Raw genomic sequence first — 20,872 nt, 5'->3', positions numbered from 1 at the left:
TTAAAAACGGCCCTTGGGGCCGTTTTTTTTGTTTCAACTAAAACTGATACTTGAGGCCAGTTTTATCCAAGGTTTTATAAATACCTCGCTGGCCTTTGGTGGTGGTTCCTTTCATGCCACCCTGGTCTCGTAGCTTCTGGCGAATTTCAAGCCATTCACTGCTTCCCCAACGAGAAGACTGCGACTTAAGTAGCTCAAACTCTTGATTTAAACGCTCTATCAGTTCTTCGCCTTGGAAGAAAAAGCCCACTTCGTTATTGTAAAGTAGCGAACGGAAATCAAGATTGGTGGTTCCTACAAAAGCAGACTCATCAACTACAATAAACTTCGCATGCAATTTGCCGTAATAGGTTTCCCCCCCCAACGACACCGCATCAGGTTTACCTAATTGATAAAAGAAAATTCGAGGGTGATTAACTAAGGCTTGCCATTCGGCCGAGGCGATAAATTCTGGGTTATTTTCGTGTAAATCTAAATTAGACTCTAACCAGGTTTGGCGCATCTCTTCACTCATTAAGATAGACGGCACAGTGTGCATATCAATCACTGCTTGAGTGAAGAAATTATCGCTACTTAGAACCGAGTTAGTAATGATTTCAATTTTGCGCTCAGGATCTTTATCCAACCACTCTAAGGCCGTATTTACATCTTCTTCTAACACCCCTTCATCTTTCAACAGATCAGACTGCAAAAACAGGTAGGGGGACACTACACGAATAGTCGTTAAGTCATTATCACCGTAAGCCGCGCGCGCCAAGATACCACTAATTGAATTAGCATTAGCCTTTTTGTTGGTACTGTAGTTGCTCACTAAATCCGTTGAGCTTAAGTTATCAAGTTCATGAGCAAAACGAGTATCAACCGGAGAGAACCCTTCCTGTAAATATTGGTCGATGGTTTGGTAGGCCGCCGCAAACTCGACGTTCCCTTTAAGCTCAGCTAGCGAATCCAAAGACTGCTGCATCCTCGCGCTATAAGGAAATGTAATTGATAGGCGTTTATTGCCAGGCTTTGAGAACAGCACCGAGTAATAATACTCGCTTAGTTGTGCAGGAGAATTCTTTATATGAGCGTCAGCTAACGGACGAATAAGCACTTCTAAATCTTTAAAAGCATTAGGGTCAAGCTCACCATGATGATCTAAACCGTAGTAATGCAGCGAAACATTACGGCCACCGGTCATTACCCAGGCTTTATCTGGATAAGCACCATCAGCAATGAGTAGTTTATCGTGAGAGCGACGATTTGCGTCTGAACCAAACTGGGTGAGAGCATTAAACACTACCGCCTGAACACGTGCTCGATTGGTGGTAACTTCACCATTGCGGGCCTTAACAAAGCCGGCACTTTTAGCACACTCAATAAGGCCTTTTAGATCGCCATGTTCCATACTTAGCGAGCCCAAACTGTCGACCATAATGCGCACATCAACACCGCGCTTTACTGCCTCGCATAACGCTCCCAAAATGGCATCACCAGAAAGGTCGGGAGTAAATATATAGTAAGCAAGATCTACACTATGTTGCGCTTGTTCAATCAGGTGGACTTTAATGGCTAAACTTTGAATGGCCTCTTCGGTCGTAGAGCCAACAACTTTCACTGTTGCCGGTTGGCTAGGTAACTCAGATTCTGAGGCGAGTTTTAAATAGTCTTTTTCTAGTTCATCTGCAGCACGCCAGCGCCTATCTTCTAGTTGTTGGCTTGTCCACGAGTCTTCAATCGCATAATCTGGAGCGGTAATTTGAGCCGAGCAGGCCTGCAGCATAAGTGCTACAAGTACCAAACATCCCTTTTTAGTCATTAGCAACATCCTGTTGTATCAAAACTTCAATTTAGCTAGCAAAAGCCGCGTTAACTTGCTTGGCAAGATTATACCCTAGTCCGGCAACTTAACACTGGCCGCTTCATCGCTTTAAAGAATACATAGAGCCTTAATAACTCGCTGTTTTTAAAAGCATAGGCTATTTTTATAAGAACATTTTTTAATCTTGAGAGACACCAATTAATGCGCCTTATGCTGGCATTGTTGCTATTGTTTAAAATCTTGCAAAGCCACAGCCTGCAGGCCGCTACCTATACTGTTTACAGCATCGATGCCCCACCACTTACCATGCTTGATGCGAAACAAGCTGGCATTGTAGGAGATGTGGTTATCGAAGCATTCACCCGCTTAGGACACCAAGTTTTACTGCAAGAAGTACCCTGGAAACGAGCCCAACGGATTACCCGCGAAGGCGAAAACATATTTATCATGCCTTTGGCTTTGCTACCTAGCCGCGAAGAGCACTTTACTTGGGTAGCTTATATAATGGATTTAGAGCGTAGCTTTGCCACCACTAAGCTGCGTATTAATGACTATCAACAAGCCAAAAAAACACTTAACAAGGTAGGGGTGGGTTTAGGTTCGGCGCAGGCTCAAATACTTAAAAACAAAAATTTTTTAGATAGCCAAATAGTGGAACTTAAAATAGGGCCAAGCACCGCCAAGATGCTGCAATTAGGCCGCATTGATGCTTGGTTTAATGGCACACCCGAGTCTATTTGGTATTGGAACCAGCTATTTCCCGAGCAGCCACTCATTATTGGCGATCCCGTTGTCACTAACTTGTTATTCTTAGCCGCTTCCAAAAATACCGATGTTAAGCTGGTTCAGCAAATCGCCATCCAAATCCAACTTTTACACGACGAAGGTTTTGTTGAAAAAACCAAACAGCGTTACTTAGCCCCGCAGTAAGCAACAGCAATAAATGCTGCGCCACTTAAGGCTCATAAGATTTAGACTTATTGATCAAAGGAACAATGCTAGCTCCTTGTACCAATATAGAAAAAACCACTACTGCATAAGTCATCACCAAAATCATCTCACGTACATCGATGTTCTTTTCCGGTAATACCATCACACCTGCAGGCACAGACATGGCCATAGCCAAAGCCAAACCACCACGTAATCCGCCCCAGGTTAAAATTGGTAGTGACATGGGGTTGTACTTTTTAAACAGTGAAAAGCCTAAATAAGGAAGGGCGACACTCACTAAACGGCTTAGCAATACCAAAGGGATGGCCAATAGCATTAACCACAAATCTTCTAGATGAAAAACAAAGCTGATCAACACTAAGCCAATCATCAAAAACAATAGGTTATTCAAGAACTCTTCAAGTACATGCCATAGGTGGTCAAAGCTTTGTTTACTAGCTTGGGTAAAATGCTGCTCGCGGGTGATATTGCCTATATAGATGCCCGCCACGACCATTGCTAAGGCGCCAGACACGCCCAATTGCTCAGCAAATACAAAGCCAGCGGTGGGAATAGCCAAACTCACCAACAGCTCCAATGAATCATCATTGGTATGTTTAATTAAATAATTGGCAACTAAACCCAAAACAAAACCATAGATTATGCCACCACCGGCTTCTTGCAAAAACAACCAAGATATAGCGGGAACACTCAAGGTATCATGGGAGAAAGCAATACCAAATACCGACACAAACATCACTAAGCCGAAGCCATCGTTAAACAAAGACTCACCCTCTACTTGAATCGCGATTTGCTGAGGTGCATGCATCTTCTTCACAATAGCCAGCACGGCGATGGGATCGGTGGGCGAAATAAGCGCGCCAAACAACAGGCAATAAATAAAATCCAAGGGTAAACCGATGTAAGGCAATAAGCACCAGAGCAAAGCAGCCACTAAGAAACTCGATAACAAGGTTGAAAATAGCGCCAAAACAGCAATCTCCACGCCTTGGCTCGCTAAGTGTTTTAAGTTTATGCCCAAGCCACCAGCAAATAGCAGAAATCCCAACATGCCATGCAACAACAGATTCTGAAAGTTGATCGCATTAATAGACGCTATAAGCTGCGGCAAGTTTTTTAGTACGTCAGTTTCTCCCAGCAACATCATCATCAAAGACAGGACAATAGAAGCAGCGGTTATGGTAATGGTTGATTGCACCGACCCCACTCGGCTATTGATATAAGCAATCAGCATAGCTAAGGCAGCCAAGTAACAAAGACTGTAATAGGTTTCCAAGACTTAAGTCCCTTTAGCGGAGCAGTGAGTACTGCCAAGAAGATGTGCCTTTAGTATAGGCAACACAGCTACTAAACAAGCAACTGTTTCCCCATGCTCACCTACACAAACAAAAGCTCTAACAGACGAAGCAATATTTCGAGAAATGAAAATATCCAGAAGTGAATGCCAATAGCCAACCTAGCGGTGTTGGCTATTGAAGATTGAGCGGATTGCCTAGGGTTAAGCTTGCATGGCACGTAGTACTTCTAAGCAGGCGCCTATGGTGTGGTAGTCAATCTTTGCTCCTGGTCTTGCAACAAGTGGATCTTGCACCTGCCCTTCTCTATTTAATACTCGCCACCATGGCTTATGTTGAGCCTCGCAGAAAAACTGCCAGCTATACTTCCACAGGCTGTCATAAGCGCTCCAATACTCCTGCTGGCCGGTTGCTGTTGCTAACAGTGCGGCGGCAGCAAAAGATTCAGCTTGAACCCAAAAGTATTTTTCATCATCACAAACACTGCCATCTGGGGCTATGCCGTAATATAAACCACCATATTGGTGATCCCAGGCTTTCTCCATGGCAAAGCCAAATAGTTTCTCTGCACAAGGAAGTAACCACGCTGCCTTATGATGACGAGATAACATCACCAACAATTTTGCCCACTCGGTTTGGTGGCCAGGCTGGAAGCCCCAAGGGCGATAAAGGTTTTTAGGATCGTCGCGATTAAAGTCCCAATCCACCTGCCAATCTGCTTGATAGTGCTCCCAAATCAAACCCTCCGTGGTGTAGCCTTGGCGTAAACAAATGTTTTGTGCAATCGTGATAGCGCGATGCAAATAAGGTTGTTCTTGAGTTGCCTCATACGCAGCAATCATCGCTTCACAAGCATGCATATTGGCATTTTGGCCACGATAATCGCTTAATTCGCGCCAATCGGCACTGGCTTCATCGGCGTACAAGCCCCATTCTGCTTGCCAAAAGCGCTGTTCCATCAAATCAAAGGTAGCGGCTAACTGTTCTTTGGCACCTGCTCGTCCCAGCTTCACGGCGGCTGAGTACATCAGCACTACAAATGCCAAACCATAACAAAGGTTACTTTTATCTATTGGGCTATCACCATCAAGTACCCAATTGTAAGCTTGACGTTGTGAGTCAAAATGCTGTTGCTCAACAAACTTAAAGCCATGTTCTGCCAGCTGCAAATACTCGGTATTATTATCCAATAAACCAACATGGGCGAATATGTAAGCGAGTCGTGTTGAGCTCACCAACTGCTTAAGGCCTTTTTCCTGCGCCTCGCCATTAGCGGCAATGGCTTGAAAATATCCGCCTTGCGGGTCAATGGCATGCTGCTGATAAAACTGACTAAGCGCACTTACATGCTGCTCTAAAAACTGAGAACTACGAAAAACCGGAAGCATGACTACTCCTTGCTTTGAATGAATGCGTGAATGTCTGCAGCGCTGGGTAAGGCGCTCCATGCACCGCGTTTGGTAACGGCTAGCGCCCCTGCGACCACTGCCGCTTGTAAGGCATCTAGCAGCGGAGTTTGTGATTCTATGGCCAGGGCTAGCGACTCCCGCTTACAAATGTTTTGCTGCATAAGTGAAGCCAGCCAAGCCCCGGTAAAGGCATCCCCAGCCCCGGTGGTATCAACCACAGTAACCTTGGGTGTAGCAAGGCTTGTCTGCCAATTAGCCGTTAGGAGCTCCACATCTTCGGCACCATCGGTTAACAGGATAAGGCTTACCCCCCGTTCAAAAAGAAATGCTGCTAAATCATCTACCTGGCCAAGTTTGCTAAGGTAATCCCACTCTTCTTGACTGAGCTTAAGCATATCGCTAGCCGCGGCCATATCTATCACCCGCTGAAAAAGCTGCTCGGTGCTTGCCCAAAGCGGTAAGCGTATATTCACATCAAAGCTTATTAGCAAACCAGCTTGTTTAGCTGCAGACAAAATACTAGAGGTGGTTTCTGCGATGTCATTTTCGGTAAGGGTATTAGAGCAAACATGTAAAATACCCTCCTCTTCTAGCACCTGTTGTGGGAAATCATTTAGGCGCACTTTTAGATCTGCAGTCTCACTGCGTTGAAAGCTAAAGCTGCGCTCTCCTTCTGCGTCCAAACTCACAAAGGCCATAGGAGTGGCGTAGAGTTTGCTGCTTAACAGGTAGTCACAATTTACCGCTTGGCGTACTAGGCAATCTCGCAGGTAGTGCCCTGCGGCATCGTCTCCCACTTGCCCTAGCATTAAGGCTTGATGGCCTAAGCCTGCAACGGCCACTGCTACATTGGCTGGCGCGCCACCAGGATATTGCCCATAAATAGGAATATCTATTTTACCTTGGCGTTGAAACTCCAAAGGGATCCAATCCACTAATACTTCACCAAAAGCGAGTAAGCGCGGCATAGTGTGTCCTCGTTGAGAATGGCTAGATAACGTTACACATAAAAACTGCAGACGTCAGCCGCTAAGGAAAAGATTGTGGCAGTTTCCCAAGATTTTCCGAGCGAGGTCACGAGCTGAAAAAACTCACGAAATGAAATAGCAGAAATGCGCGTTTAGTAAGAAATTTTCCCACGTAGCTGCTTGGTTTGGCCACGCTGCGTTTTTTTATCCATGCGGCGACGCTGAGAGCCATAAGTAGCCTTGGTGGGACGACGTTTTTTTTGTACAACCGCCGCGCTTAGGATCAGCTCTTTTAAGCGCTGTAAGGCATCTTCTTTATTTCGTTCTTGAGTACGATGACTTTGCGCCTTAATAATTAATACACCGTCTTTGCTTATGCGCTGATCGTTGAGTTTAAGCAAGCGCTCTTTATAAAACGCAGGCAAGCTTGAATGGGGAATATCAAAGCGCAAATGTACCGCGCTAGAGACTTTATTTACGTTTTGCCCGCCAGCACCTTGAGCACGAATAGCGCTAAGCTCAATTTCCCATTCACCTAAACTAACGGTATTAGATATTTCCAGCATAATTAATTAGTAGCCTGTGCGCCTAGAAGTGGTCATTGTAACAAACTGCAGCAAGGGGCAATACCAAAGTATCAAGCCTTAATGGCCACCAAATGTTGAACGGCTATTAGCGTTTTTGTGGCAGCAAACAAGCGGAGCTTTCACTAAGCATGAGTTCAAACTCATCATGAGGCAAGGGTTTAGCAAACCAGTAACCTTGGGCAAAATCACAACCAGCTTCACGCAGTAAGTTAGCTTGGTGCTCTGTTTCAATGCCTTCTGCAATAACATGAATGCCCAGTTTATGCGCCATCACCACAATCGCTTTACACACAATTAAGTCATCACCGTCTTGCTCAAGGTTATGAATGAACATGCGATCAATCTTGAGATATTCAATATCAAATTTTTGTAGGTAAGCCAGTGAAGAATAGCCGGTACCAAAGTCGTCTAAGGCTACCTCAACGCCAGCCTTGCTAAAGGCTAATAGCTTTTCATTCACTACAGGGCTGTTTTCCATCAGCAAACCTTCGGTAATTTCCATTACCACATCGGCGCTAGATAAACCCGCTTCCGCCAATTCATTTAGCCACTGATTAACATCGCACTCAGCTTCATAATATTGTTTGGGAGAGGTATTAATACTCAATTGAATTGGGCTTAAGCCTCGTTCTTTCCAAGCTTTTAGTTGAGCAACCGCGGTACTAAATACCCAATTGCCGATTTCTACTACCACTCCAGTTTCTTCAGCGACATGAATAAAGTCACTAGGGCTAATCCAGCCTTGGCTAGGGTGTAACCAGCGTACTAGGACTTCAGCCTTAAGCAGTTCTCCGGTATTCAAGTCCACAATTGGTTGGTAGTGTAAGTGCAGCTGCTTTTTAGCTACCGCTTGGCGTAAATCGTTTGCTAACAAACGGCGTACTTGAGCCTGCTCCTGCAAGGATGCAGTGAAGTAACTTAAACGGTTACGCCCTTCTTGTTTGGCCACATACATTGCTTGGTCGGCATGTTTTAGAAGGTCATCAATTTTCTCGCCATCATTTGGCGAAAATGCCACACCGATGCTGGTTGAAATATACACCCGCTCAATGCCCAGCTGGAACGGCGTGCTCAAGGTCTTAAGCACCGCCTCACCCAGTTCCGCTACCCTGCTACCGTCACCGGATTCTTTTAGCAAAATAATAAACTCGTCGCCACCTAAGCGGGCGACATGCTCACCTTGCAATATACAATGTTGAATACGCTGAGCAGCAATTTGCAGCAACATATCGCCCATATCGTGACCCAGAGTATCGTTAATGCCTTTAAATTGGTCTAAATCTAACAACATTAAACTCACGCGCTCAGTTTCTAAACGCGTGGCTAAGGCATCACTAAGAAGCCGATTGAGCATACGCCGATTTGGTAAGCCGGTAAGTGGGTCAAAGTTTGCTTGCTGCCATACTTGTTCTTCGGCCTTTTTACGCACCGCTACTTCTTTACTAAGAGCCGCAGTACGCTGTTTAACCCGCTGCTCCAACAAGGTTCTGCTGGTATAAACCTCACCAGCCATGGCATTAAACTTGGCAATTAACGCGGCAATCTCAACTGGTATAAACCAGCGTTTAGGGTTTACAAATTTGCCCATCTCACCATGAGAAATCCCTTGAGCAGTATCTACTACTTGGCTAATTGGCCGGACAATCATACAGGCCAAATACCAGCTAATTACACCCACTACAAATACACAAAGCAGGCTGACAAAAAATGCATAGCGCTGCAGTTTTAACGAGTAGGCCTGAAGTTCAGTGAGGGGTTGAGGAACAATAATCCCCCAGCCAGTATTTTCGACCTTGGCATAACCTGCGATCATGTCGGCTTGCAATGCGGGTGAATAAAACTCACTCACACCAAAGTTGTTATCTCGCATCAGCACAACTGGCGCTAAGCCAGAAAGATCTTTCGCTCGAATACTCCACTGCTCGTTAGGGTGCGCTAAAACTCGCCCGTATTGATCAAAAATGGCCACATGTCCTAGCTCACCAAATCGCACTTCAGACTGACTTTCTAGCAGGTATTGAGTGCCCAAAGCCCCCATTAAGAAACGATCTTGGCCTTGGTAAACAGCTAAAAAGATGGTCGGCTGAGGCACCCCTTCTACCACTACCCCACTAAAATACACTTGGTTTTTGTTTGCTCGAGCTTGCTCCATAGCTACTTGAACCTGCGCTGGCACACTATTGAAAATGCTTAAGGTTGATTCGCCATAAAAGAAGCGTTGGCCTCGCCCTTGCTGCCACTCAAACAAGGCGTATAAGTTTATTTCTTTAAGTAGTGGTGATAAGTCATTGTGAAAATGTTCAAGGCTGATTTGCTGGTTAGCACTGCTAAAAATAGCTGCTGTATCGTTGGCATAACGAGCCAGTGCAGTACTTAGATTGCGCGCGATAAGTAAGTGCTTTTCATGCACTGTGGCGGTTTCATTTTGTTGAACTTGATGCTGAACCCAAGAGCTAACCATTAAGGTCGGCAGCAAAGCCGCAAACATGCAAATAACAAACAAAATATAACGTAGAGAGATCCGCCGATTCATCCTTGAGCCAGATATGTTAAAAAACAAACGCCGATTTTACATGATATTCATCCATATATGAGTTAATTTTTGCAAAAACAACGCTTAATTGAACAAGCACTTTTAGCGCTATGTATTTACGCTTAACTTAAGTAGCTCACAGCCCAAAGATTTAAGGCACTTATTTAGTCTTTTGCAGATAAAATTTGGCTAAAACTATTCGCTGCTATGTGGCATCAAGCACCTCAAATAGCTTCCTATACTTGAATCAATAAATCTGATACTTATTGAAAACTTAACAAAAGTGCAGTTATTAGCTAATTGAAACCAAGCTAAGTATTTTAAAACTGCTTACATTCAATCAAATTCGCCCCATTCATTGCTTAACAAACCCTTTTGGCAGCTAAGCTAAACCACAATAGCAGCCCTTAGGACAAACCAGCACTTGCTCAAACACTGTGTCAATCAAACATTAGAATACTTAAGCCAAGAGCCCCACCCTTAACAACAGAAAACAATCCTCACAAAAACAAAAACTTAGATAGATCATCACTTTTTATGATACCAACAGGAATAGCTCCATACCGGCAGCACAATCGAAATAATCAGCCTACCTAGTGAACACTGATATCGCCACAAAGCTCGCCAAAGCAAGCTTTACCGGCTAGCCATAAGCTAGTTAAATCCTTGTTTTTATTAATCATAACTTCTGTCCCTTTGTTACCTCTATTGGAAAACAACAAATTCAGTTTTATGGTCTTAATTGTTAGCTAGGCAAGCGATAACTCAGTTTGTAAAAGATAGTTAAAGAAGTAGGCTCTACAAGCAAAGCAGCATGAATATAGGACAGTAGTTACATTAACTATCTGTAAAATGCTGATTAAAGCTTGTTCTAAAAGCTAGATTTGTTGATTTTCGCCCATAAAAAAGCAGCTGCCGTAAGGGCAGCTGCTCATAAGAGTAATTTATATCAAGCTAGCATCACTAGCCTAGCGATAAAGCTTACGCGACTGATTCAGCCACCTCAGCTTGTGGCTCTTCTAACTTTACCGGAGCTCCTAAAGCTGGGCGTAGGGCTTTAAGTACTTGGTGACGTGTAACCACACCAACTAGTTTACCACTATCTACTACTGGGAAAATCTTAGGACGGTAAACACTACTGTTACGTAAACGCTCTTCTAAAGGTTGGTGAGTAGAGCTTAGCAAAACACCTGACTCAGATACTGGGTAAACTTGGGCAACATCAACACTCATGTACTCAGCTAATTTTAATAAGTTGTGATTAGGTGCCACGGTCATAATATCCTTTTGCATAATGCTTGCTACGGTTGTTGTACTTGGTTTGCTGTAATCTTCTAGCCACAGTTTTCTTAAAATTTCTAACTCTGAAACAAAGCCTTGTAGCTCGTTGTTTTCGTTTACCACAACCGCTCCAGATAACTCTTGAGCTACCAGCGCGTCACAAGCACTTGCAATGGTCATGTCAGGGCTAAGTGCATTGTCGGCAGGAGACATGATGTCAGCGACTGTAATTGTTTTTAAGTTTTGCATAGTAGGTTCTCCAACAGGACCAGAATATTGATTTGATAAAACAGAAAATTTAGGACGTACAGGCTCAAGCTGACTACCGCGGCTATATACCGACCAGTAGCCCAAGCCCACAATCACAGCGCCACCAATAATGTTGCCGATAGTGACTGGTATTAAATTGTGTGAGGCAAAATTTGCCCAAGTTAGGTGCTCAAATGCACTTGCTTGAACGCCAACTTGTGCCCAAAAGGCAGGTTCAGCCCAGGCTTTAATTGCAATGCCGAGTGGCACCATGAACATGTTTGCCACTACGTGTTCGAAGCCGGTGCTAACAAACATAGCGACAGGCAATATCACCAAGGCAGCTTTAGCGGCACTGGTTTTAGCACTAAAGGTCATCCATACGGCTAAGCACACCAATAAGTTACATAACATGCCCAGCATCACCGCTTGCATAAAGCCATGTTCCAATTTGTGTTGCGCTATAGATAAGGCATTAAGCCCCCATTGGCCATGATCCAACTGGTAAAGCTTTGCGCCACTCACCACCAGTACTAGCAGTAAGGCGCCAACAAAGTTTCCTAGGTATACTTTGCTCCAGTTAGCTAGCATGGCGCGTGTATTAAGCTGCCCATTGGCCCGCGGAATAATTGACAACACGCTACTAGTGAATAGCTCACCGCCACATACCACCAACATCACTAAACCTAAGCTAAAAGCCAAGCCACCAAGTAGGCGACTAACTCCCCAGCCCACTCCTGAAGATCCAGTAGTTACCGTGATGTAAAAAACAAAAGCTAAACCAATAAACACGCCAGCACTAAGCGCTAAACTCAAGGTTTTAGCAGTAGTATTAGTTGCCTTTTTATAAGCATACTGCTCGGCAAACTGGGTCATTTGATCGGGGCTTAGCGCGGCGGATGAAAGGCTCTCTTTAGGCTTTTCACTGCTTACTACTGTAGGAGCTGGCAATCGCTCCACTTGAATATGATTCATCTACACTAAAACCTGTAATAACAAGCAACTAGAGTCGCTAATGACTGAACGTGTTTTTACAATATCGAGAAAGCGTTGGGCTGGTAAGCGGATAATTTTTATGAGCTATATCAAAACTTCTTATAGCACCTATGTTTACTATACTTAGCAGCTAATAAAGCCTTTTAAAAACATTTCTGGAGTAAGCGATGCGCTATTCTTTAAAGCAACTTACCGTATTTGAAGCCGTTGCAACCCACGGCAGCGTAAGTGCAGCCGCCGACAAGCTCGCGCTCACTCAATCTGCAGCGAGCATGTCGTTGGCTCAGCTTGAAAAACTATTAGGAAAGCCCCTATTTGATAGGCGTGGCAAGCGGATGGTGCTCAGTCAGTGGGGCCTGTGGCTGCGGCCAAAGGCCAAGCAGTTACTGTTAGACGCCATGCAAATTGAAGAAGGGTTTGCCGAACAGCAGCTAGTAAGTGGCGAGCTGCAGCTTTGCGCTAGCCAAACCGCGGCTGAACACTTAATCCCAGATCTTATCAGTAATATTGATAATAACTTCCCGCAGCTACGCATTAGCTTTTCCGTAGAAAATACCGCTGAAGTGATTAATGGCTTAATTAACTACGATTACCAGCTAGGTGTGATTGAAGGGCGCTGTGACGATGACCGAATTGCTCACCAAGTATGGTGTAACGATCACTTGGTGATTGTGGCCGCCGCCCACCATCCTTACGCAAAATTAGAGCGGGTGAGTATTGCCCAGCTCGAACAGGCTCGTTGGGTACTGCGCGAGCAAGGAGCAGGCACCCGAAGAGTATTTGATAGCGCGATTCAAGGCACCATTGACTCACTAAAGGTTCACCGGGAATACGAACATGTGCCGGTGCTGCGCTCCTTAGTGGCCAACAATAGCTATTTAAGCTGCCTGCCTTACCTAGACGTAATAAAAGCTCTAGAGTTAGGAGAGCTGGTTAGGCTAAACGTACCTGAGCTAAACATTGAACGATCTTTATCCTTTGTATGGCGTAACGACACCCCCGAAAACCCACTTCGCGACTTAGTGATTACTGAAGCGAAGCGCATGTTCAAAGTCCACCATCGCGATATGTAACTAAAAGGCTTGCATATAAAAACAAAAGCACCTAGATTAAATGATAATGATTATCATTTAATCTAGGTGCTTTATGAATCGCTTATGTCTTTTATCTAGCTTACTTAGCAGCAGTGCCATAGCAAATACAGTTCCCAGCTCTGAGAGCCTAAATCAATGGGAGTCACTGGCCGTGGCTTTATCACTGCTCGCTACAGCAGTATTTTGCTTATGGGTGATCCGCAAAATAAAAAAGGCGCTAAGCGCGCCCTCACCAAACAGCTTACCTAACCATTGGCCTACAGAGCCAGTTGCTAGAAAAACACCAATAACAATAGTATCGAGTTAGGCCAATAGCTTAAATTAGCCAATGCTATACGCTAGTACCAAAATCCTCATAAATCTTCTGATATTGCTGTTGGGTGCGCTGCAAAGAAAACTCATCCAAAACCCGTTGCCGCCCTGCGCGACCAAATTCAATGAGTCGCTGCGGTTCAGCGAGTGCAGTTTGGATGATCTCTGCTAGCTTTTGGCTATCATCAAAATCAAATAACCAACCATTTTGCTGCTCTTGCACCAGCACTCCGTTTCCGCCCACCTTGCTGGCAACCACTGCCCGCTTGTAGGCCAATGCCTCCATAATGGCCAAAGACATACCTTCGGTTCTTGACGTCATCGCCAGCAATTCGAAACAGTTATAGATTTTGCTGCGATCGCTTACCATTCCATGGAAAACAACTTCGGCATTAGCCAAATGCTGTTGGGTAAACTCTTGCAGCGGAGCCAACTGGTCGCCGGTGCCAAAAAAGTGCACTTCAACCTTTTGTTGTATATCACTAGGCAGTAAACGGATTGCTTCAAGCAAACTAATTTGGTGTTTAAGGCTTACTAAGCGCCCAACTGAGCCAATACGTAAACGCCCATCTTGCGGATGAGGAACAATATCTTTCTCCTCCGGCATCGCAATACCGTTATCAATTACCGAAGAATCTACATGCTCCCAACCGTGCTCTTCGTGAAAGATTTGCTGACCCTCTTCCGAAACGAAACAAATGCTGTCGATAAATCGGCGGGCAAAGCGGTGCACTTTACGCCAACGATTAGTCGCTAATCGCGCTGCGCCATGGCGGGTATAAACAATTTTACGCTCTAAACAAAAAGGCAAGATAGGTAGAGACAACATAACTGCAGAAGGAGAATGCATGTGAATAATTGGGTGACGCCGATAAGCTTGCCACAAGCGCAATTGCACAAGGCCTTTCATACCGCGTATTACCGTCACTTTAATATTAAGCTCTTCAGCAACTGCCACAAGAGGGTCATCATGATGCCCCAGGGATATAATTTCAGGCTCCATTCCCTGAGCACGCTGTTCTACACATAAATCAATAACAAAGCGTTCTGCTCCTCCCACCTGTAAACTACTCACAACATGAGATATCTTTTTACTTAACGCGCTATTCACAATATCATTACTTATTTGACTATCCTTAGTGGCATTATGATAAGCCAGTTAGGGGTGAAGGATCACTCTCTAACTCAAAGAATTTGTTAATTTTTATCAAAGGGTTTAACAGAATGGATTCTTCATTGCGAGTACTTGAGGTGGTACAAAGCCTCGAGCGAGGCGGTCGCACAGTTAGATTCATTACCACCGTAGCTGGATTAAGAGACAACGGTGTGTTTGTGCTGCCGGTAAGTTTTAAAACGCCTCACAGTAGCGATCAACAACCCGACCAGCTAGAAGTGCTGCATACTAAGGCCTTTGACGGTCCTTGTATTTTTTACAACTTAGTCAGATTGATTAAAAAACACCGAATTAACTTAGTTCATTGCCACTGCGACCGCAGTATGATTTGGGCAGGTTTGGCAGCCAAAGTGTGCAATGTGCCTACTGTACTTACTTTCCATCGTTCAATTTTACGCTACTATCAAGAAAATCGAATAAATCGCATTTTAAGGCGCTTAGCCAACTGCTTTGTTGCAGTTTCCGAGCAACGCAGGCAGTTGCTTATGCAAAACCTGGGTTTAAGCGAACAACGCTGCTTAGCGAATCATGCGGGAGTCGATACCCAAATTGCTCCTTTACAACCTGCTCAAGCGCGCAAAAACCTGCAGCTTCCCGAAAATCAAATTATTTTGTTTAGTGCCGGCCACTTAGGGCGAATTAAAGGCCATCAAGATACACTAAAGGCATTTAAACTGTTGCCACAGCAGCAAAACTGCCAGTTATTTATAGCAGGCAGTGGCTCAAAAAAAGAGAGCAAAGCACTGCTGCGCTATCGCGATAAATTAGGACTGCAAGAACGGGTGCATTTCCTTGGGCAAATTAATAACACTGCTGAATGGATGGAGGCTGCAGACATTTTTGTGCAACCTTCGTTAGAAGAAGCCTTTGGTCTAGTATTTATCGAAGCGGGCTTGCGCCATACTCCTGTAGTGGCAACCCAGGTTGGCGGCATCCCCGATATTGTAATAGATGGTGAAACCGGCTTTTTAGTGCCGGCCGCAAAGCCAGAACAATTAGCTGCCACTATTTCTAAGCTAATTGATTCTGAAGCATTGCGCGAAAAGCTTGGTGAGGCAGCGGAGCAGCGTGTTCGCTCACAGTTCGATACCCAGCATATGATCGATAATTATTTAGGTATTTTTAACCAACTTCTCAAGGAAGCTTAAGCGAGAGCAGCATGGACAAGAACTCGATAACCGTTGTAATTACCCCGCGAGACCGTTACTCAGGCATTATTAATTGTATTCGCAATTTATACCTATGCACCGAACAACGCTTTGAGCTAAAAGTCATCGACTTAGATTATCCGTCTTCACTTAAGCAAAAAATCGAAAAAGAGCTAGCTCAACACCACAATGCCGAACTGCTTAGCTATGGTTTAATCTCGCCAATTCAAGCAATGCAAAAAGTGAGACCTCTTATCGAAACAGAGTACGTGATGTTTCTTGATAATGACTCAAACGTAACGGCCAATTGGCTTCCACCGCTATTAGAGATAGCCAACAGCGATCCACAAATTGCGGTGGTAAACCCGGTAACACTCGAGAAAGAAGGTGTGGATAAAGGCGCGGAGTTACGTAATCACCTATTCACAAATGCAGTTCATACCATTGATTATCAAGGTGAAGATTATCTTATTGAACATAAGTCTTTTCGCCGCTCATTACCTGAGGAGCTTCCTCAAGGTGTCCAAGAAAGTGAAATGTTCGAGCTACATGGCGTGCTGTTTAGCACTAAAGCCTTAAAAGACATTGAACTGCCAGATATGGTGATTCGCGAACACATCGATATAGGCATTCAACTTCGTCAAAAGGCTTACAAAATTGTCACTCAGCCTGAATCAATCATTATTTTTGATAATCTAGGCACCAGAATGGCTTGGTACGACATGAAGTTCTTCTTCTTCCGTTGGCACCCAAAATATACCGAAGCCTCCTCACGCCTTTTTGAACAGCGCTGGGGATACCGCTTCTATTCCGAACAAGCGATGTACTTATGGGTATTTAGACGTAAGGTATTTTTATTTGCCCGTTGGTTATACGTTCCGGTGAATGGGGCAAATATGGCAGTGCGTATTGCCGCCAAGCTTCGCTCATATATTAAGCCGGTATGGGATCCCATCAAAGGTGTGGAGCAAAAAGCCTCCCCCGCTCCACTCAGTATGTTTTCTAAAGCCAAATAAAAAAAGCCCGGCATAAACCGGGCTTTTTTCTTTTTTGTAAATTCTTAGTCTAAAGAAACACTACCGTTTATATCCGAAGATTTGGTGTCATACAGTTTATGAGGAAATTGTTTTTCCAAATAGATTTGGTCAGACTGGGCAATGGAAGAAGAAAAGCGCAGCTTCATTTTTCCGTCACTGTTAATACCTTTAACCAAGCCAACAACCTTGCGGCCGCGCATCATTTGACGACAATCGTGAACGAAAGAGCTTGGCACATGACCTTTAACCACGGTGACTTTTCCGGAACGCAATTCACACACAAAGGTATAATGAATATGCCTCAAACGGTACACCAAAACTGCTAAAGCAATAAAGCCAATCACTATGCTGATAGTCAAACGAACACTCCCTGTGTTTAGTTGCTAGCCGAGTAAAATCAAGGCGTTATTGAGCCTTGAAGTGAATAAACTCAACAAGGGTAATATTATGCGCTTCGCTTGACTAGGTTTAAGTTCAAAATTTTGATAGCAATCAGTAATTTATGCTTGTTTTGATAGCTTGATCAACAAAATGTTTACAAACAACAACTTGAAAACATTTTCAATAATTTGACAAAAGCGAACAATAGTTAACTAGATAAATAAGTTAAACGTACAGAAAACCAGCTCATTAAGAGTGAAAAATAGGCGGGAGGAAAAGACTCGCTGCCATAGCTGACAGCGAGAAAGTTAAACTTACTTCTTAATACCTTCGATCACTAAATCCATTGCTACGGTAGTAGATTTAGGACCAAGGTTGGTAGGAATACCAAAGTCTTTCATCACTAATTCTGTTGAGCCAACAAAGCCAGCACGATAACCGCCCCATGGGTCTTTACCTTCACCCACTTTAGTCACATCAATCACGATGTCTTTCGTCACGCCACGCAGCGTAAGCTGACCATAAAGCTTGCCACCTTCGTCACCATTCGCTTCATATTTGCTGCTGGTGAAGCTTGCTTCTGGGTATTGGTCTACCGCCAGAAAGTCTTTACTGCGAATGTGCTTGTCACGCTCAGCGTGATTAGAGTTAACCGAAGTAGCATCAATTTTAACGCTAACGGTAGTCGCCTCTGGCGCCGCTTGGTCGTAGCTAAAGTCACCACTAAAGGTATCAAAGCGGCCTACTACAAAGCTGTAACCTAAATGGTTAACTTTAAAGTTAATTGAAGCATGTGCACCGCGAGTATCAATGGTGTAATCGGCAGCGCTAGCCGGTAAGGCTAAGCCCATAGTACTGGCTAACAATAATGCGGCTTTAAGTTGTGTTTTCATTGTCTGTCCCTTTAGGTTATTTAGTCGACTTAAGCATTCGAACTAAGGTGTTATCTTTATCTATAAAGTGATGTTTTAGAGCAGCAAAGGCATGACCTGCAGCCAATACAATTAGTGCCCAAGCTAAAATCTCATGAATATCACCAGCCAGCTCTTCTTGCTGAGCAATACCGGTAATAGTGGCGGGAACCTCAAACCATTCAAACACTACAATGGCACGTCCATCGGCGGTAGAAATTAGGTAACCCGAAATCATTAAACAAAATAGTAGTGCGTAAAGCAGCCAATGGCCGACTTTAGCTCCCTGCCTTTCCCAAGCTTTATGGTTAGCTGGAGGCTCTGGATGTGGATTCAACATTCTCCAAATCAGCCGGAATAGCATCAACATAAACAACAATATCCCAACACTTTTATGGATCATCGGGGCGGTTTGGTACCAACTAGAGTAATAGTTTAAATCAACCATAAATAACCCTAGCCCAAACAAAGCAAAAACACTTAATGCCACCAACCAATGGATAACAATGGCTACCCATCCATAAGTCTGTTTGGTATTGCGAATACTCACTCGGTCCCCTTAAATATCTTCTGATATTACGTCGATGAAACTAGCATCGCTTAAATCCACAATGAAAAAAATTGAATTTTATGTGAAAAATCATTCGAACAATTAGAAAGAAAACCGCTCAAAGTTTTACTTCTCTCTCAAAAAAGCAACAAAACATCAGCAAAAGATCTTAGTTTATTTGTACTTTTAGTCTTAAAGCATAGTGCTAAATAAAGCTTAAAAGCGCCTTAAAAACCAAGATTTAATCAGCCAAGTGGAAAGTTACCTATGCGCTATGGCATAGCTTGTTTGCGGTAGGCTAACGTCACATTACAGTAATAAAATATTCATTTTACCTACTATACTTTTTACTGCACATTTTGCGTGTCTCGCAGCCGCGAGAAGAAATCACGTTGGGCCCAAAACACTAGGTATATTGGGCCCAATAAAGTAAGGCTTGGAGTAGGCTTATGAAACGATCACGCTTTGATGATATGGACGAATGGGATGAAGAAGACCTGGTCCATAACGCAAAAAGTCATAAAAACCAGCGGGACAAAGCACGTGCTCGTCGCCGCATCGACGAATACAACGAGCGGAAACAATTAGAACGCTACATAGACGAAGACTATAACTAGTTACAGTAATCGCGAAGGGGGGAAGTGTTGGCACTTCCCCCTTTCTATTACCATCACAACAAGGTATTTAGCTATGCAAGCCATTATTCCCTACCTTAATTTTTCAGGTAAAGCCGAACAAGCTTTAGCTTTTTATCAGCACTGCTTTAAAGGCGACGTTATTGCATTAATGCGCTTTGGCGATAATCAAACCGACATGCCAATTCCCGATGAGTTGTTGAATAAAGTGATGCATTGTCACTTCAAAGCCGGAGAACTGGAATTTATGGCATCCGATGGTATGCCCGGCGAACAGCTAAAAAGCGCTGGAAATATCGAGCTCAACTTAAACTTTTCAAACTTGGCCGAACAACAACAGGTGTTCGAAAAACTCTCTGAAAACGGCAGCATCACCATGGGTTTACAAGATACGTTTTGGCAAGCGCGTTTTGCTAGAGTGTGCGACCAGTTTGGCATCAACTGGATGCTAAATTGCCCTCTCAACTAAGAAGTTAATGATGTTACTTACATGCCACGTTTGCGGAAAAACTGGGCTGCATCACCGGGGCTCTCTTGGTACAACTCAAACGACTTCTCAGCAATTATCTCTCCAGTTAATTCAATGGTCATGCGCCAAGTTCCTAGCTTATTGCTAATAGGAGCCCAAATGGTGTCACCTAAGTAAAAATCCCAATCGTTGCTGCGAATGTACTCCTCACCATCAAAAGGCGCCATAACCTCGCCATCTTCATCTGGGATATTGGGGTGGTAGATGCAATAGCGAACCTTCTGGCCTTTGGCTTTCTTAATATTAATAATCAAGCCGAATTCAACATCTATTTGAGCTTCAACTTGAGTGGTAAATTGGCTAACCTGCGGCAGTGCTTTGGCATCGCTATCCCATTTATTGTAAATACCGTAACTGTGTAACTTAACTTGAGGTTTTGCCTTCGCCATTGCTGTAAAACTCGCCTAATTGAATATCTAAACTCTCTATTTTACCTTAGACCTAGCTTTAGCTGCCATTACAATCCTTTCCCCCGCTTTACTTAAGGTGTAGGCTAAAAGCATAAATGAATCATAGCTTGGCCTTTAAGCCACCAGCTAAATTTTCTCAAGGATGAACCTATGAAAAAGCTACTGACAGCAGCCCTTGTTTTTGCCAGTTGTTCACTGCAAGCAGCGCCCATTAATGAATTGTTGGAGCTCAACGACAGTGAATTGCAAATGCAGATAATTCGTAACAATCTCAATCAAGCACTAATTCGTCAAAACCCTCCTTTAGAGAACTTTCGACCAGTACTGGACGAGTGGGCAAACACCTATCTGACTTGGGAAGAGATGAAACCAAAGATTGCTGAGGTTTATCTAAAACACTTTACAGATGAAGAGCTAGAGCAGCTAGTCGCATTTTATAAAACCCCGGTTGGCAAAAAGAGCCAAGAGTTGAATGCTACATTAATTCGTGAAAGCGCGCTGGCTAGCGCTTTGGTGGCTAAGGGGCATCACAAGAAACTTGAGGAAATGTTGCAGCAAGCCGCAGCCAAACAAAAACAGCAAACAGGTGACTAAACGACGGCGTATCTCATTGTAATG

General features: G+C 44.0%; 19 protein-coding genes. 7 read left to right on the top strand and 12 right to left on the bottom strand.

Annotated elements, in window-relative coordinates; genetic code table 11:
* Window positions 1-37 precede the first annotated feature (37 nt).
* Complete coding sequence (locus OV592_RS03690) at window positions 38-1,801, bottom strand: phospholipase D-like domain-containing protein (protein WP_406610439.1); 1,764 nt, start codon at window positions 1,799-1,801, stop codon at window positions 38-40.
* 204 nt (window positions 1,802-2,005) lie between these two features.
* Here OV592_RS03690 and OV592_RS03685 point away from each other — a divergent pair, with 204 nt between their 5' ends.
* Window positions 2,006-2,734: an ABC transporter substrate-binding protein gene (locus OV592_RS03685; protein WP_152784198.1), complete on the top strand. Its 729-nt coding sequence runs from the start codon at window positions 2,006-2,008 to the stop codon at window positions 2,732-2,734.
* Between the two features lie 25 nt (window positions 2,735-2,759).
* Here OV592_RS03685 and OV592_RS03680 read toward each other — a convergent pair whose 3' ends face one another.
* The 6 genes from OV592_RS03680 to focA form a co-directional block, all read right to left on the bottom strand.
* Window positions 2,760-4,031: a cation:proton antiporter gene (locus OV592_RS03680; protein ID WP_406610437.1), complete on the bottom strand. Its 1,272-nt coding sequence runs from the start codon at window positions 4,029-4,031 to the stop codon at window positions 2,760-2,762.
* Window positions 4,032-4,253: 222 nt separating this feature from the next.
* A complete protein-coding gene (locus OV592_RS03675; protein WP_406610436.1) occupies window positions 4,254-5,438 on the bottom strand; it encodes an AGE family epimerase/isomerase in 1,185 nt (394 codons plus the stop codon).
* A gap of 2 nt (window positions 5,439-5,440) precedes the next feature.
* Window positions 5,441-6,427, bottom strand: a complete 987-nt coding sequence (locus tag OV592_RS03670; RefSeq protein ID WP_406610435.1) for a carbohydrate kinase family protein — start codon at window positions 6,425-6,427, stop codon at window positions 5,441-5,443.
* A gap of 152 nt (window positions 6,428-6,579) precedes the next feature.
* Window positions 6,580-6,993, bottom strand: coding sequence for an alternative ribosome rescue aminoacyl-tRNA hydrolase ArfB (gene arfB, locus OV592_RS03665; RefSeq protein WP_220718960.1), 414 nt, complete (start codon window positions 6,991-6,993; stop codon window positions 6,580-6,582).
* Window positions 6,994-7,099: 106 nt separating this feature from the next.
* Window positions 7,100-9,547, bottom strand: a complete 2,448-nt coding sequence (locus OV592_RS03660) for an EAL domain-containing protein (protein WP_406610434.1) — start codon at window positions 9,545-9,547, stop codon at window positions 7,100-7,102.
* 981 nt (window positions 9,548-10,528) lie between these two features.
* Window positions 10,529-12,052 carry a formate transporter FocA gene (focA, locus tag OV592_RS03655; protein WP_406610433.1) on the bottom strand — a complete coding sequence of 508 codons (1,524 nt, stop codon included), beginning with the start codon at window positions 12,050-12,052 and terminating at the stop codon, window positions 10,529-10,531.
* Between the two features lie 188 nt (window positions 12,053-12,240).
* On the opposite strand from focA, the gene OV592_RS03650 reads away from it, so the two are divergent.
* Complete coding sequence (locus OV592_RS03650; RefSeq protein WP_016403401.1) at window positions 12,241-13,146, top strand: LysR substrate-binding domain-containing protein; 906 nt, start codon at window positions 12,241-12,243, stop codon at window positions 13,144-13,146.
* 352 nt (window positions 13,147-13,498) lie between these two features.
* Here the strand turns inward: OV592_RS03650 and OV592_RS03645 are convergent, their stop codons facing one another.
* Window positions 13,499-14,554 carry a glycosyltransferase family 4 protein gene (locus OV592_RS03645; RefSeq protein ID WP_338623979.1) on the bottom strand — a complete coding sequence of 352 codons (1,056 nt, stop codon included), beginning with the start codon at window positions 14,552-14,554 and terminating at the stop codon, window positions 13,499-13,501.
* Between the two features lie 149 nt (window positions 14,555-14,703).
* On the opposite strand from OV592_RS03645, the gene OV592_RS03640 reads away from it, so the two are divergent.
* Window positions 14,704-15,801, top strand: a complete 1,098-nt coding sequence (locus tag OV592_RS03640; protein WP_406610432.1) for a glycosyltransferase family 4 protein — start codon at window positions 14,704-14,706, stop codon at window positions 15,799-15,801.
* An 11-nt stretch (window positions 15,802-15,812) separates the two neighbouring features.
* Window positions 15,813-16,817, top strand: a complete 1,005-nt coding sequence (locus tag OV592_RS03635) for a hypothetical protein (protein ID WP_406610431.1) — start codon at window positions 15,813-15,815, stop codon at window positions 16,815-16,817.
* Between the two features lie 44 nt (window positions 16,818-16,861).
* On the opposite strand, the gene OV592_RS03630 is transcribed toward OV592_RS03635, so the two are convergent.
* The 3 genes from OV592_RS03630 to OV592_RS03620 form a co-directional block, all read right to left on the bottom strand.
* Window positions 16,862-17,197 carry a DUF3634 family protein gene (locus OV592_RS03630; RefSeq protein WP_406610430.1) on the bottom strand — a complete coding sequence of 112 codons (336 nt, stop codon included), beginning with the start codon at window positions 17,195-17,197 and terminating at the stop codon, window positions 16,862-16,864.
* A gap of 336 nt (window positions 17,198-17,533) precedes the next feature.
* Complete coding sequence (locus OV592_RS03625; RefSeq protein WP_220718968.1) at window positions 17,534-18,112, bottom strand: YceI family protein; 579 nt, start codon at window positions 18,110-18,112, stop codon at window positions 17,534-17,536.
* Window positions 18,113-18,128: 16 nt separating this feature from the next.
* Complete coding sequence (locus tag OV592_RS03620; RefSeq protein ID WP_406610429.1) at window positions 18,129-18,680, bottom strand: cytochrome b; 552 nt, start codon at window positions 18,678-18,680, stop codon at window positions 18,129-18,131.
* A 449-nt stretch (window positions 18,681-19,129) separates the two neighbouring features.
* On the opposite strand from OV592_RS03620, the gene OV592_RS03615 reads away from it, so the two are divergent.
* Window positions 19,130-19,297 (top strand): PA3496 family putative envelope integrity protein, encoded by a 168-nt coding sequence (locus OV592_RS03615; RefSeq protein WP_016403511.1) that lies wholly within the window; start codon window positions 19,130-19,132, stop codon window positions 19,295-19,297.
* A 73-nt stretch (window positions 19,298-19,370) separates the two neighbouring features.
* Entirely contained in the window at window positions 19,371-19,784 is a 414-nt protein-coding gene (locus OV592_RS03610) for a VOC family protein (protein ID WP_406610428.1), read from the top strand.
* Window positions 19,785-19,801: 17 nt separating this feature from the next.
* On the opposite strand, the gene OV592_RS03605 is transcribed toward OV592_RS03610, so the two are convergent.
* Window positions 19,802-20,233, bottom strand: a complete 432-nt coding sequence (locus OV592_RS03605) for a DUF3859 domain-containing protein (RefSeq protein WP_406610427.1) — start codon at window positions 20,231-20,233, stop codon at window positions 19,802-19,804.
* A 171-nt stretch (window positions 20,234-20,404) separates the two neighbouring features.
* Here OV592_RS03605 and OV592_RS03600 point away from each other — a divergent pair, with 171 nt between their 5' ends.
* Window positions 20,405-20,848 carry a DUF2059 domain-containing protein gene (locus tag OV592_RS03600; RefSeq protein ID WP_406610426.1) on the top strand — a complete coding sequence of 148 codons (444 nt, stop codon included), beginning with the start codon at window positions 20,405-20,407 and terminating at the stop codon, window positions 20,846-20,848.
* Window positions 20,849-20,872: the final 24 nt, after the last annotated feature.

This window comes from Agarivorans sp. JK6, assembly GCF_045277145.1.
GTDB lineage: Bacteria > Pseudomonadota > Gammaproteobacteria > Enterobacterales > Celerinatantimonadaceae > Agarivorans > Agarivorans albus.
The sequence above is the reverse complement of the archived record's forward strand: the minus strand, read 5'-3'. Positions and strand labels throughout refer to the sequence as shown.